12 protein-coding genes are annotated in these 14,294 nt (G+C 33.7%); all 12 read left to right on the top strand.

Features of this window, described 5'->3' with window-relative positions:
* Nucleotides 1-29 precede the first annotated feature (29 nt).
* The 12 genes from DRW41_RS10635 (at nucleotide 30) to DRW41_RS10580 (ending at nucleotide 14,277) form a co-directional block, all read left to right on the top strand.
* Nucleotides 30-794 (top strand): tyrosine-protein phosphatase, encoded by a 765-nt coding sequence (locus tag DRW41_RS10635; RefSeq protein ID WP_115451960.1) that lies wholly within the window; start codon nucleotides 30-32, stop codon nucleotides 792-794.
* A gap of 345 nt (nucleotides 795-1,139) precedes the next feature.
* A complete protein-coding gene (locus DRW41_RS10630; RefSeq protein WP_115451959.1) occupies nucleotides 1,140-2,960 on the top strand; it encodes a polysaccharide biosynthesis protein in 1,821 nt (606 codons plus the stop codon).
* Nucleotides 2,961-3,287: 327 nt separating this feature from the next.
* Complete coding sequence (locus DRW41_RS10625; RefSeq protein ID WP_115452067.1) at nucleotides 3,288-4,403, top strand: DegT/DnrJ/EryC1/StrS family aminotransferase; 1,116 nt, start codon at nucleotides 3,288-3,290, stop codon at nucleotides 4,401-4,403.
* Nucleotides 4,403-5,101, top strand: coding sequence for a sugar transferase (locus tag DRW41_RS10620; RefSeq protein WP_115451958.1), 699 nt, complete (start codon nucleotides 4,403-4,405; stop codon nucleotides 5,099-5,101). Before DRW41_RS10625 ends, DRW41_RS10620 begins: the two co-directional genes overlap by 1 nt.
* Nucleotides 5,102-5,120: 19 nt before the next feature.
* Nucleotides 5,121-5,957 carry a hypothetical protein gene (locus tag DRW41_RS10615; protein ID WP_115451957.1) on the top strand — a complete coding sequence of 279 codons (837 nt, stop codon included), beginning with the start codon at nucleotides 5,121-5,123 and terminating at the stop codon, nucleotides 5,955-5,957.
* Nucleotides 5,958-6,014: 57 nt separating this feature from the next.
* Nucleotides 6,015-6,752, top strand: coding sequence for a glycosyltransferase family 2 protein (locus tag DRW41_RS10610; protein WP_115451956.1), 738 nt, complete (start codon nucleotides 6,015-6,017; stop codon nucleotides 6,750-6,752).
* 36 nt (nucleotides 6,753-6,788) lie between these two features.
* Nucleotides 6,789-7,955, top strand: coding sequence for a nucleotide sugar dehydrogenase (locus DRW41_RS10605; protein ID WP_115451955.1), 1,167 nt, complete (start codon nucleotides 6,789-6,791; stop codon nucleotides 7,953-7,955).
* Between the two features lie 58 nt (nucleotides 7,956-8,013).
* Nucleotides 8,014-9,054 carry a glycosyltransferase family 4 protein gene (locus DRW41_RS10600; protein ID WP_115451954.1) on the top strand — a complete coding sequence of 347 codons (1,041 nt, stop codon included), beginning with the start codon at nucleotides 8,014-8,016 and terminating at the stop codon, nucleotides 9,052-9,054.
* A 98-nt stretch (nucleotides 9,055-9,152) separates the two neighbouring features.
* Entirely contained in the window at nucleotides 9,153-10,232 is a 1,080-nt protein-coding gene (locus tag DRW41_RS10595; protein ID WP_115451953.1) for a glycosyltransferase, read from the top strand.
* A gap of 20 nt (nucleotides 10,233-10,252) precedes the next feature.
* Nucleotides 10,253-11,503: an O-antigen ligase family protein gene (locus tag DRW41_RS10590; protein WP_181884505.1), complete on the top strand. Its 1,251-nt coding sequence runs from the start codon at nucleotides 10,253-10,255 to the stop codon at nucleotides 11,501-11,503.
* Between the two features lie 10 nt (nucleotides 11,504-11,513).
* Complete coding sequence (locus DRW41_RS10585; RefSeq protein WP_181884504.1) at nucleotides 11,514-12,524, top strand: glycosyltransferase family 2 protein; 1,011 nt, start codon at nucleotides 11,514-11,516, stop codon at nucleotides 12,522-12,524.
* Nucleotides 12,525-13,188: 664 nt separating this feature from the next.
* The gene (locus DRW41_RS10580) at nucleotides 13,189-14,277 is read left to right on the top strand and encodes a polysaccharide pyruvyl transferase family protein (protein ID WP_115451950.1); all 1,089 of its coding nucleotides are present in this window, start codon (nucleotides 13,189-13,191) and stop codon (nucleotides 14,275-14,277) included.
* Nucleotides 14,278-14,294: the final 17 nt, after the last annotated feature.

Here is a 14,294-nt window from a genome sequence, read left to right as displayed (position 1 = left end):
GGTAAAATTTTGGGAAGATGGTGGGTACAATGGTGGATGTTCATTGTCATATTATACCGGATGTCGATGACGGTGCTAAGGGTTTACAAGAGTCCATTGCAATGGCAAAAGCCGCGCTAGGACAGGGCATCAGGAAAATCATCGCTACCCCCCATCACCTTAACAGCCACGATGTAAATCCAAAGAACTCCATCCTCGAAAAAACACACCAGCTAAATGATGCGCTTCAAAAAGAAGGAATCGATCTGAAGGTACTACCCGGGCAGGAAGTCCGGATTTATGGGGAACTACTAGATGGAATTGAGAACGGGGAAATCCAGCCATTGGCTGGTTCGGAGTATATATTGATAGAATTCCCTGCAAACCATGTGCCTGCTTATACGGAAAAGTTGTTTTTTGACTTGCAGTTAAAAGGATACGTGCCGGTAATAGCACATCCTGAGCGGAACCAGGAACTGATCGAACGCCCGGAAGTTCTTTACCAGCTAATTAAAAAAGGTGCGCTTTCCCAGATTACAGCCGCAAGCGCTGCTGGTTCATTCGGCAAAAAAATTCAGAAATTCTCCCTCCAGCTGTTGGAGTCTAATCTTACTCATTTTGTCGCTTCCGATGCGCATAACTCAACAAACCGTGGCTTCATGATGGACAAGGCATATAGCACCATCAAGACTGCTTACGGAATGGATATAGTTTTCATGTTAAGGGAAAACGCCGAACTTCTGGCTGAAGGCAAGCACCCCCACCGCGAAATTCCGGTACGGATAAAACAGAAAAAATTCTTTGGTTTATTTTAATTAACGTCAGACATAGGCTTCTAATATGGTCCATACTTTCTGCCGGGGCCAGCGTGTCCCGGCCGGCGAGGCTTTCCTGTCCGTTATACCTGGAGGCACTCGGCCATGCAGTGGGAGGACTTCCCTCCTTAGACGCATGTCGTCAATTGCATGGTGTGAGGGCGGGTTAGATGCCCACTTATTTATATTGTATCGGTAGATGTCTAATGAAAGGATAGGGTAGTTAACACTGTTTACACTATTTTTTCATTAGATATTTATTTTTTAAGCTTACTTGGAAAAATTTACTAAAATTACATACTTTCGTATAAAGAGAAATAATTTAGTTCGAAAGGGGAAAATGACGTGGCCTTTAAATCCCGCCTTGCATTGCTGGTCCTGATTGATTCCATCCTAGTCCTGTCAGCCGTTTACGTAAGCTATATCCCGCTCCATCCGTCGCTTGGCATAACTTCATTCGGGATCGTGTCCACAAGTGCAATCACCATGCTAATCTGCCATCATATCTTTTCTTTTTATTACGGTCTTTACCAAAAGGCATGGGAATACGCCAGCATCGGGGAACTGCTTGCGATTGTAAAAGCGGTCACCTTTTCTGTTGTGGTGACAGGTCTGACTGAACATTTTGTCTACAACGGGGTCATGTTTAGGGGATTGGTAAGCACATGGATGGTCTACATCTTGTCCATAGGCGGTTCACGCTTTGTATGGCGGACGTTCCGTGATGCCTACTTCCACCGGAATAAAGGGAAGAAAAAGGCATTGATTGTTGGCGCTGGATCAGCGGGGCGAATGGTCGCCAGGCAGCTCCAAAAGAGCCAGGAGGCGGAACTGTGCCCGGTCGCGTTCATTGATGATGATCTTAGGAAACAGAAACTTCACTACCTTAATATCCCGGTAATTGGCGGAATACATTGCATCGAAAGTACTGTCACAAAATTGGGTATCGACAATATCATTATCGCGATTCCTTCATTAAGCAAGGCAGAACTGAACAAAATTTTCACCGAATGTTCCAAGACGAAAGCGAAAACGCAAATCCTTCCGAAGCTTGAGGATTTAGTGACTGGGAAAATCTCAGTTAGCCACGTAAGGGACGTAGAAGTTGAGGACCTGCTTGGCCGCGAGCCTGTAAAGCTGGATATGGAGAAAATCTCAAGTGATATTTCTGGTAAAACTGTCCTTGTTACAGGTGCCGGCGGTTCGATTGGTTCGGAAATCTGCCGTCAGATTTCCAGCTTTTCCCCTGCTAAAATTGTCCTCCTTGGCCACGGGGAGAACAGTATCTACCTAATTGATATGGAATTGCGGAGTAGCTACGGTGAGAAAATTGAAATCGTCCCGGTCATCGGTGACATCCAGGATCGGAATAGGATGTTCAAGGTAATGGAAGTACATAAACCAGATGTTGTTTATCATGCTGCGGCACATAAACATGTACCGTTAATGGAGTACAACCCTCGGGAAGCAGTCAAAAACAATGTCTTTGGTACTAAAAATGTTGCCGAGGCGGCAGACACATTCGGGGTAAAAACATTCGTCCTTATTTCTTCCGATAAAGCGGTCAATCCAACAAATGTTATGGGATCAACAAAGCGGATTGCGGAAATGGTCATTCAAAAGCTTGACCAGGAAAGTGAAACAAAGTTTGTGGCTGTCCGGTTTGGAAACGTACTCGGCAGCCGTGGAAGCGTTATCCCTTTGTTCAAAAAACAAATCCAAGCAGGCGGCCCGGTAACTGTTACCCATGAGGACATGACTCGTTATTTCATGACCATCCCGGAAGCCTCCCGCCTTGTTATCCAGGCAGGAGCTCTTGCTAAGGGTGGAGAGATATTTGTCCTGGACATGGGTGAACCGGTAAAGATTGTAGACCTTGCCAAAAACCTGATCAAACTGTCGGGCTATACTATAGAAGAAATCGGGATTAAATTCTCTGGAATCCGTCCAGGGGAAAAGATGTTTGAGGAGCTTCTTAATGAAAAAGAGGTATATCCAGAGCCGATTTATCCAAAGATTTTTATTGGGAAAGCTTTATTGGAGCAAGAAGAGGAAATTCAGTACCTTCTTGAACGGTTTAACCACTTCACATCTAATGAAATAAAAGCCTTTGTAATCAATCTCGCCAACAGGAAAAAGAACAGAATTTTTACGATAGCGAAATAGCTGCTTTTTAAAACACATCTCTCACTCAAAACCTATAGGTGGGAGATGTGTTTTTGTGTATAGGCCTTATTGTAAATTTTTAAGGCGGATTGAAAAAGTTTTACATAAATAGGAAGAAACTCGGTTAAGAATGGTTCTCTGGTGTTTATTTATCTTGTATTTACTTGGTAAGTTGAATTGGTATTACGAGGGATGTATAAGAAATAGATAACAATTTTGGTGGTTTAGAAGTTAGTAGGAATTAGAAATGAATATTCCAAGTAAGTTCTAATCTTCTAAAATATTTACAAACACGGGAAGGAAGTCTAGAAGATGGAGTCGACAAAAGTGAAGGAAAAAATATTCCTCTCCTCACCTCATATGAGTGATGAAGGTTATGAGATGCAATATATAAAGGAAGCTTTTGATACAAACTGGATTGCACCTCTTGGTGAAAACGTAAATGGTTTCGAAAGAGAACTGGTTGAGAAAGTTGGCTCGAAAGCGGCTGCGGCACTATCTTCAGGAACGGCTGCTATTCATTTAGCGCTCAAAGCAGCAGGAGTTGGGGAAGGGGATATTGTTTTCTGCCCAACACTTACTTTCTCTGCTACTGCAAACCCAATCATCTATCAAAATGCAGTTCCTGTTTTTATAGATAGCGATTATGAAACTTGGAACATGAGTCCTAAAGCTTTGGAAGAGGCATTTAAGAAGTATCCAGAAGTAAAGGCAGTTATTATTGTTCATCTATATGGCTTGTCCGCTGATATAGATAAGATTATGGATATTTGTAAGAAACATAATGTAGCGGTTATAGAAGATGCTGCTGAGTCATTGGGTACTTACTATAAAGGTAAGCATACTGGGACATTTGGTGATTATGGCATCTTCTCTTTTAATGGAAACAAGATTATCACTACTTCCGGTGGCGGAATGCTTGTTTCAAATAATGAAGAGAGAATTGCGAAGGTAAGATTTTGGTCTACCCAATCTAGAGATCAAGCAAGACATTATCAACATAGTGAATTAGGTTTTAACTACAGGATGAGTAATGTTGTTGCTGGGATTGGCAGAGGGCAGCTTAAGGTTCTAGGTCAAAGAGTAATTAAAAAGAATTACTTATTTGAGTTTTACAAGAGAGAGTTAAGCGAGCTTGATGGTGTTGAGTTCATGCCAAGCAATGATTGGAATGAGCCTAATTATTGGTTAAGTACAATGACTTTGACCGGTAGAGTGAGACCTATTGATGTATTTGAAGCATTGGAAGCTGAGAATATTGAGTCAAGGCCATTTTGGAAGCCAATGCATATGCAGCCGTTCTTTGAGAAGTATGATTTTGTTGGAACTGATATAGCAGAGAAATTATTTGAGAATGGTGTTTGTTTGCCGTCTGATACGAAAATGACGGATGAGGATTTAGTGAGGGTTTGTAGGATTATTAAGGGGTTGTGGTTACAGTAATGAAGAATTTAAAAGGTGGTATTTATAGAAGATTTATAAAGAGACCGATGGATTTTATCTTATCTTTAATTGCTATCGTTATTCTTAGTCCGTTCTTCTTAGTTGTTACTATTCTTGTGAGAATGAAATTAGGGAGTCCAGTGATTTTTAAGCAAAAAAGGCCGGGGTTAAATGAGACAATCTTCACAATGTATAAGTTTCGAACGATGACGGATGAGAGAAATGAGAATGGAGAATTGCTTCCTGATAGTGTTAGGTTGACAAAGTTTGGCAGATTTTTACGTTCTACTTCTCTTGATGAACTACCGGAATTATTTAATATTGTTAAAGGTGATATGTCAATAGTAGGGCCTAGACCACAACTTGTACGGGATATGCTGTTTATGAATTACAAACAGAGAGAGAGACACAGTGTATTACCAGGCTTAACTGGATGGGCACAAGTTAATGGTCGTAATGGTATTGCTTGGGAGAAAAAAATAGCTTTGGATCTTGATTATGTAAATAGAATTACATTTTTAAGAGATTGCCAGATTATATTTATGACAGTAAGTAAAGTATTTAAAAGAGATGGGATTAGTGCAGAAGGATTGGATACTGCAGAAGATTTTGGTGATTATTTACTTAGGAAGAAGAGGATTACTAAGGATGAGTATTCAGCTGCCATGGAAATGAGTAGGAAAATAAGCATCAGTTAAGGTAAGGTGAGATATCAGTATGAATGGTTGGAAGTATTATAATCATGCAATAATTTCATCAAACCCACCACATGTAAACCCGGATATTAAATACATTAATGATGGTGTTATATGGAAAACAGGTGAAGGTCTGTCTTTGTTTGCACGTTGGACAACGGATTTTGATTGCGGGTATGAAACTGAATGGTGGTACTGTATAAAAGATGACGAGATGGATATTAGTAAACTAAACAAAAAAAGAAGGTATGAAATAATTAGCGGCTTGAAAAATTTTGATGTAAGAGTAATTTCACCAAGAGAGTTTTCAGAAGAATTATTTTCAGTGTATCTTAATGCTTTTAACAACTATGTTAATGCAGGAAGAGCAATGACTAAAGAGCTTTTTTTATCACAGTGCATTAAAGATGATGACAATCCTAAAGTGGAATACTATGGTGCTTTTGATAAAGAAGAAGGTAGTTTAGCAGCTTATGCTTTGAATCATGTATATGATGACTATGTTAATTTAACAACAATGAAATTTGCGCCTAAATATTTGTCTAAAAAGGTATCCGCTGCTTTAGTTTACACAATGCTTTATAACTATCTAAATACTCAAAAAAAGAAATATGTTAATGATGGAGAACGGAGCATCCGTCACATTACAAATTTTCAAGAATATCTGGTTAAATATTTTGGATTTCGTAAGGCATATTGTAAATTACATGTTCAGTATAGAAACACATTTAAAATGGCTATTTATTTACTTTACCCTTGGAGAAACCTAATAAAAAAAATGGCAGTTAGTTCAGTAATCAACAACATCAGTGCAATTTTGGAAATAGAAAAAATAAGAAGAAGTTTCAGTGGGGAATGAAATATCAAACATATTTATGAAAACATATAGAAAGTTTTGGAGTGGGGAGAATAAACAATGGATGATTTAGTATCAATAATTACTCCAGTATATAATTCTGAAAAATATATTGCAGACACGGTAAAGAGTGTTGTAGCTCAAACTTATTCTAAATGGGAACTGCTGATTGTTGATGACTGTTCCACTGATAATACAAGAGAAGTAGTTAACGATTTTAAAGATCAACGAATTAAGTATTTAAAATTAAACATCAACTCGGGGGCGGCTGCCGCAAGAAATGAAGCACTTCAAAGAGCAAAAGGGAAATATATAGCCTTTTTAGATGCTGATGATATGTGGAAACCAAATAAATTAGAAAAACAGTTAAAATTTATGATTGAAAATAAAATCGGATTTTCATTTACAGGATACGAAATATTAAGAGAAAAAGAAAATAAAGTCATTAAGGTTCCATCTACGCTTAACTATAGTCAATTTATGAAAAATACTATTATTGGAACACTAACAGTAATGATAAACACTGAGTTAGTTGGTGAAGTTAGATTAGTTAATGTTAAAAAAGATCATGATTCAATGACATGGGCGAAACTTCTCAGAGACGGGCACTTGGCATATGGATTAAATGAAAGTTTAGCATATTATAGAAAAGTTGTAGGTTCTATTTCAAATGATAAATTTAAAGCTGCTAAGAATCATTGGAATAATTGCAGAAACATTGAGAAATTATCCTTACTGAGATGCATATACTTTTTCTTTTTCTATGGAATAAATGCAGTTAAGAAACATTATCTCTAGGCATTTCTGGCTTAAGATAAGATGGAGGAAGTTTTTGTGAAAATTACAATCACAGGAATTGGGTATGTAGGCTTATCTAATGCAATTTTATTATCTCAACATAATGAGGTCATTGCCCTTGATATTAATAAAGAAAAAGTAGATATGATTAACAATAAAAGATCTCCAATAATAGATAATGAGATTGAAGAATATTTAGCCACAAAGGAACTGAACCTAACAGCAACAATAGATAATTATAAGGCATACAAAGATGCAGAGTATGTAATCATATCAACCCCAACAAATTATGATCCGAAAAAAAATAATTTTAATACTAGAACAGTTGAAGATGTTATTGCCGATGTATTATCAATTAATCCAGAAGCTGTTATGGTAATTAAGTCAACCGTTCCAGTAGGTTATACAGAGAAAATAAAGGAAAAGTTTGAAACAAAAAACATTATTTTTTCACCAGAGTTTTTAAGAGAAGGAAAAGCGCTTTATGATAACTTGTATCCTTCAAGAATTGTAATTGGCGAACAATCATATAGAGCTAAAGTGTTTGCAAATTTATTAGTAAAAGGAGCTATCAAAGAAGATATTCCCATCCTATTTACAAATTCGACGGAAGCAGAAGCAATTAAACTGTTTGCAAATACCTATCTTGCCATGAGAGTCGCCTTTTTTAATGAGCTAGATTCATATGCGGAGGTTAGAGGATTAAATACTAAACAAATTATTGATGGTGTTGGACTCGATCCTCGAATAGGTAATCATTATAATAATCCTTCTTTTGGTTATGGAGGCTACTGTCTTCCCAAAGATACAAAGCAGTTATTAGCTAATTATGCAAATGTACCAAATAATATAATGACTGCAATTGTTGAGGCAAATAGAACTAGAAAAGATCATATTGCTGAGATGATTATAAACAGGAACCCTAAGGTTGTTGGTATTTATAGACTTACTATGAAAACAGACTCTGATAATTTTAGGCAGTCAGCAATTCAAGGTGTAATGAAACGTATTAAAGCAAAGGGAATAGAAGTAATAGTGTATGAGCCGACTCTATGCACAGATAAATTCTATAATTCCTGGGTAATAAACGATCTTGATGAGTTTAAGACAGTTTCAGATGTGATTATAGCGAATAGATTTACCCCCGAGATGGAAGATATTGCTGATAAGGTATATACAAGGGATTTGTTTGGAAGGGATTAATTTTAAGCTAGTTTAGTTCGTATTTTATTAATAAAATAATGGGGGTTTTTATGTTTCTATGTACAAAATAGGAGTGTGCGGTCATTTTGGTAATGAAAAAAATCTCCTTAATGGTCAGACAATTAAGACTAAATTGATAACTGAAGAATTGAAAAGACATTTTGGAAGTCATAAACTAAAGACGATTGATTCTCATGGTTGGAAGCGTAATCCAATTAAATTAATAATAAAGAGTTTTTTATTAATGGTAAATTGTCAAAATATTATAATTATGCCGGCAAATAATGGATTAAAGGTTTTTGCACCTTTATTTTTTCTGTTTAAAAAATTCTTTAATAACAAGAAATTGCATTATGTGGTAATAGGAGGCTGGTTACCTGAACTGTTGGAGAAGAACCCCAGTTTAAAAAATATATTACAAAAATTTGATACCATTTTTGTTGAAACGTATAAAATGATTGAGGATTTAGATAAATTGGGTTTGAAAAATATTGAATACCTTCCAAATTTTAAAAGGTTAGAAATTCTTGAAGAAAACGAATTAGAATATAACCTTGAGGAACCATATAAACTTTGTACCTTTTCAAGAGTTATAAAAGAAAAAGGTATTGAAGATGCGATTGAAGCAGTAAAAAAATTAAATAGAATATTTGATAGAGAAATTTTCATATTGGACATTTATGGTCAAATAGATGAAAAATATATGGAAAGGTTCGAAAAACTAGAGGAGAATTTTCCAAGTTATATCTCATATAAAGGTATGGTAAATTTTAATGACACTGTAGATATTTTAAAAAAATATTTTGTATTGTTATTTCCAACACATTTTAGAACAGAGGGGATTCCTGGTACTATCATTGATGCTTACGCTGCTGGAATACCGGTTATTGCTTCAAATTGGAATTCTGCGGAAGAAATAATAATTCAAGATCAAACTGGTTATATTTATAATTTTATGCAAACCACAGAATTGGAAGAAATCCTTTATCAAATTGCTAAAGAACCTTTACGGACTAATAGTATGAAAAAAAAATGTTTAAAAAGAGCTAAACAATATTCATCTAAAAAAGTAATCGGAGAGTTTGTCAAACATTTATAATTAAAACAATATAAAGTGTGCCCTTTGCTATAGTACACGTAGTAGATTTTCCATATCAGAATAAAATAGAAATATTGTTGTAGAAAGGTGTACTTTTTATGGAATCGAAAAAAAGAGTGATACAAATAATACCTTATTTAGGTCTTGGTGGTGCAGAGATAATGGTAGAGCATCTGTCAGTTGCACTAGCATCAAATAAAATGGATATATTGGTTGTTAGCCTATATGAATACCACTCTGCTATTACAGAAAGATTAGAAGATCAAAAAATACCTATTCTTTTTTTAAACAAGAAAAAAGGTTTTGATTTCAAGGTCTTTTTTAGACTATATAAGTTATTGAAGGAAAAAAAACCTGACGCCATTCATACGCACCTTTTTACAATGCCCTACGCAATTCCTGCAGCATTTTTTGCGAAGGTACCAATAAAAGTTCATACGGTACATAATATTGCAAAGGAAGAGGTTGGAAAATTCGGAAGGAAAATTAATTGGTTTTGTTATAAATTTATGAAAGTTATTCCAGTCTCTATAAGTCCTATTATAAAAAATTCCATAATCCAGGAATATCGACTATCGGATAATCAAGTACCCATGATTTATAACGGAATAAATTTAGAAGAGTGTATTGAAAAAAATGAATATGGAGAAAATAATCGTTTGATTAAAATCCTTCATATCGGTCGCTTCTCAGAGCAAAAAAATCATATAGGATTGATTAATAGTTTCAAACTTGTCCATGAAAAAGCACCTAACACTGTATTAAAATTGATAGGTACAGGAGAATTAGAAAAACGGATTAGGGTGAGAGTAAAAGAATTAAATTTAGAATCCAGTGTTGAATTTTTAGGTTCAATTTCAAATGTTTACCCGTATTTAAACGAGGCGGATATCTTTGTCCTTCCATCTCTTTGGGAAGGTATGCCAATTTCATTGATAGAGGCAATGGGTACGGGGGTTCCGATAGTTGCTACTGCAGTAGGTGGTATCCCAGATATGATAGAGGATAATAAGACAGGATTACTGGTTGGTATAAACGATGGCAAAATTTCAGAAGCATTACTAAAATTAATTTATGACATTACTCTTCAAGAAAAATTGGGAATTGCTGCAAAGGTAGCATCAAGTAGGTTTTCATCAAAAAAAATGGCTATCAAATATGAAATGTTATATAAATAAAATCTATTATGCCTACCATAGTGAAAAATAAAGATGAGAATGATTGGGGTGATCTCACTATGATAAAAGCATATCGAATATACTCAACGAAGAATAACGGAATGGATAAAAACAATAAAATTAGTATTAGAACTCAGTTGTTAGCATTTTATCTTTTCCTTGCACCGCTAGACTTCCTATCGGTAGTACCAGGAGTATCTTTAGCAAGAATATTAATTTTTCTACCTTTGGTAGGTTCATTAATATACCTCAAATATGTAAAAATTAGAATAGATCGATTTTTTGCAGTACCGTTATTTTATTTAATAATAATTACCTTAACAAGTTACTACAGTTATGATGTTGCATTTACTCAGCAAAGAATAATTACTATTGTTTTAAATATTACAGTTATTCTAATTTTATCTATGTTTACCTATAACCATAGAGAACTTGCACTAATAAAAAAGTCTTTTGCTTTTAGCGGGTGGCTTACCGTAGTATTGATGTTATTTTACGCAGATAGAAACATTATTGGAGGAGAAAGGCTTACTATAGCAATTAATGGTGTCTATCAGGATCCAAACTATTTAACTGGTTTCTTTATATTTCCTATTATATATTATTTAGATGATTTTACGAAAAAAAAGAATAAACTATCAATAATAAAAATGATTGTCTTTCTAGTTTTTGTTCTTCTAACAGGTTCGCGCGGAGGGTTAATGGCAATTATTGTTTCTATTTTATTCTATAGTTTAATGCGGATGAAAGATGTAAAAAAAAGATTTTCATCAATAGCAATCTTATCGGTACTTATTTCAATCTTAGGGTTAATCTTTAATTTTGTTTTAAATATGATGCCGGAATCAGTTGCAAATAGATATGATATCGCTTTTACTCTAAGGGATGGAGGAGCGGACAGATGGGAAATTTGGGAAAGCGTTATTAATAACTACCGGCAATCTCCAATTTTTAATCAAATTTTTGGATGGGGTGCAGGAACAATTCGTTATTTCACATATAACGGAAATGTTGCTCATAACATTTGGGTAGAATCATTAATGGAGATTGGAATTTTTGGAGTCTTCATTTTATTTGTATTTTATTTATTATATTTTAAAAAGTCATATAATCTAGGAGCGTATGTTGTTGCTTCAAGCTTTTTAGGATATATGATTATGGGTTTGTCTATGTCTTTATACTCTTATAAACCAATTTGGAATATCTTACTGCTTATTATCATTTTAAAAAATAGCGGTTTTAAAAAAGACACATTACAAACTGATAAATAGAGGTGTTTCAGTGAAGGTTAGCATAATTATCCCGGTATTTAACGTTGAAAAATATCTTAAGAAATGCATAGATAGTGTGATAAAACAAAGTTATAAAGAAATCGAAATAATATTAGTTAATGATGGATCCACCGATGCAAGTGGAGAAATATGTGATGAGTATGCTTTAAAAGATAGAAGAATAATTGTAATCCATAAAAAAAATGAAGGTGTATCTTCCGCAAGAAATACAGGTTTAGAAATTTCAAGTGGTCAATATATAATGTTTATTGATAGTGATGATTATATAGATTTAAAAATGGTTGAAATACTACTTTCTTCAATTTTGAAAGATAATTCAGATTTAGTAATGTGTGGCTATATTATAGTTAGTTATGGAAAATTCACAAAAATTGAATGCAAAGAAAAATTATTGAAAAATAAGCAATTAATTTGTGAATATATTGCAGAAAATTATTTGCCTGGTTGTGTTAACTCCCCTTGTAATAAATTATATAAACGAAATTTAATAACTCATTATTTTGAAGAAAATCAGTTTTTAGGCGAAGATTTATTATTCAATTTAGATTATTTAAAATCATCTAATACCATGAGTTGTATTGATGAATGCTTATATTATTATAGGAGAGAAAACTATGAATCGCTTTCACTTCGTTTTCAAGAGGATTTATTAATGACAACACAGCAGCTCCATAGTCGATTAATTTGTTTCCTAAAGGAAAGTGCCAACAAAGAAATTAATTATGACGCTATTAATATTTATCTGTTTAAAACAACAATAAGCTATTTGGTTGGCCTAGTGAATATCTCCCAGAATTCATTTGAATATAAAATTAAATTAATTAAGAATGTATGTTTAAACAATGGATTACGAGATACTATGATGTCAATAAACAAAATGTCTAAAAAGTACTTATTTCTTAGACTGCTTATTTATAAGCAGTTGCCCATTTCAATATTTTCTATAGTAAAGTTATGGGGATTATTTAAAAAAAGTGAATTTAAAACCCCAAGTTTTTAAAAACTTATTATTATTGAATCAGTTTCATAATTGTCTTTCATTAAAACGTGTATGACAACACCTGGTATTAAATAGTGTTTTTGGAAATATTGAGTTGGTTATACATTAAATTTTACCTAAAATTAAGTAATGGGCATAAAATGCTATTGTGTAACTTCCGATTTTAAAAAAGAAAAGGTAAATATTTCTGGTAGGTGGAGTCGTTACACAAAAGCGGGCCCAAATTAATATGGAGCTTCGCTTTTTTATTAGGGCGTTACCTAAGACTGTTCATTTTGAAAACTCTTTATATTGGCCGTCACTCGTCAACAGCAGGTTCTTTCTGTATAAAAGGATTTCTACTTTCCAGTCCTTTGCCGGTGATAATCTTATATTCGGCATAGGGATTTTCCGCTTTCTCAAGTCGTAAAAGTTTGTTTGACCATTTATTATTTCGACATTTTGGAAGTTACTATTATCTATGCCTTATAGGCTTGAGTTGAAATTAATGATGTTAATTAATTTAACACTATTTAAATTGAAATGGGCATTTGATGTAACTACCTAGGACATAAAAAAATATAGAATGTAAATTAACGTTAGTAATTATAAATATAGAAAAAATATATTGAGTATGCTAATAAATATGTTAATTTTTTTATATAGTAATTAAAGGGCTGATACTATGAAGAAGGTTATGGTGTATGCATATACCACCTTTAATTTGGGTGATGATTTATTCATAAAGATTTTATGTCAAAGGTATCCCAATACCAATTTTGTTTTATATGCTCCAAGAGACTATAAACTCTTATTTAAAGACGTAAATAATTTAACTATTTTCCCAAATGATTCTCTTATGGTTAGAGGAATTAACTTCGCCGTAAATGCAGTATGTAGAAGTGATTTTTTTGTTCGTAAAGTTATCGCCAAAAGTTGTGATATTGGTGTTTTCATTGGTGGGTCCTTATTTATTCAGGGAGAGAACTGGAGAGAAGGCTTAAAAAATATAAAAAATATGAGAATTGAAAATAAACCATTTTTCCTTTTAGGGGCAAACTTTGGGCCTTATAAGGAAAAGGATTATTTTTTAGAATATAAGGCCGTTTTCGAGGAATTCACTGACATATGCTTTAGAGAAAAGCATTCATATAAAATGTTTGACCAATTAAGTAATGTTAGGATGGGAGATGACATCATATTCCAGTTGAAGAGGGAGGAAACTGAAAAGCAAGATAATAATATTTTAATTTCGGTTATAAAGCCCTCTGTCAGAAAATATTTAGCCAATTATGATGAGATATATTATAAAAAAGTAAAAGATATAGCAGTTTATTTTATTGAAAAAGGATATAGAGTTACTCTAATGTCCTTTTGTGAACTTGAGGGGGATAATGAAGCAGTCAAAACAGTAATGAATTTAATTCCAAAGACTTATTTAAAAAATATAACTACCTTTTTGTATAAGTTAGATATTGAAAAAGCATTAAAAGTTATAGCAAATTCAAGTTTTATTGTTGCGACAAGATTCCATTCTATGATCCTAGGTTGGATTTATAAGAAGCCAGTATATCCAATTGTTTATAGTGAGAAAATGACAAATGTTATGAAGGATATTGGATTTAAAGGTTTGTTTACGGACTTTGAAAACATATATAGTCTTGAGCCAAAGCAAGTTTTTGAATCTATGAAAACAAATTTAATAGATGTTTCAAACCAAGTTATTAATTCAGAAAGACATTTTGAAAAGTTGGATAAATACTTAAAAAAATAAAAAATAGCTTTAATAAG

Origin of the sequence: Neobacillus piezotolerans, from assembly GCF_003362805.1 — a bacterium.
GTDB classification, from domain to species: Bacteria; Bacillota; Bacilli; order Bacillales; family Cytobacillaceae; genus Bacillus_D; species Bacillus_D piezotolerans.
This window is presented reverse-complemented; position numbering and strand designations above follow the sequence as displayed.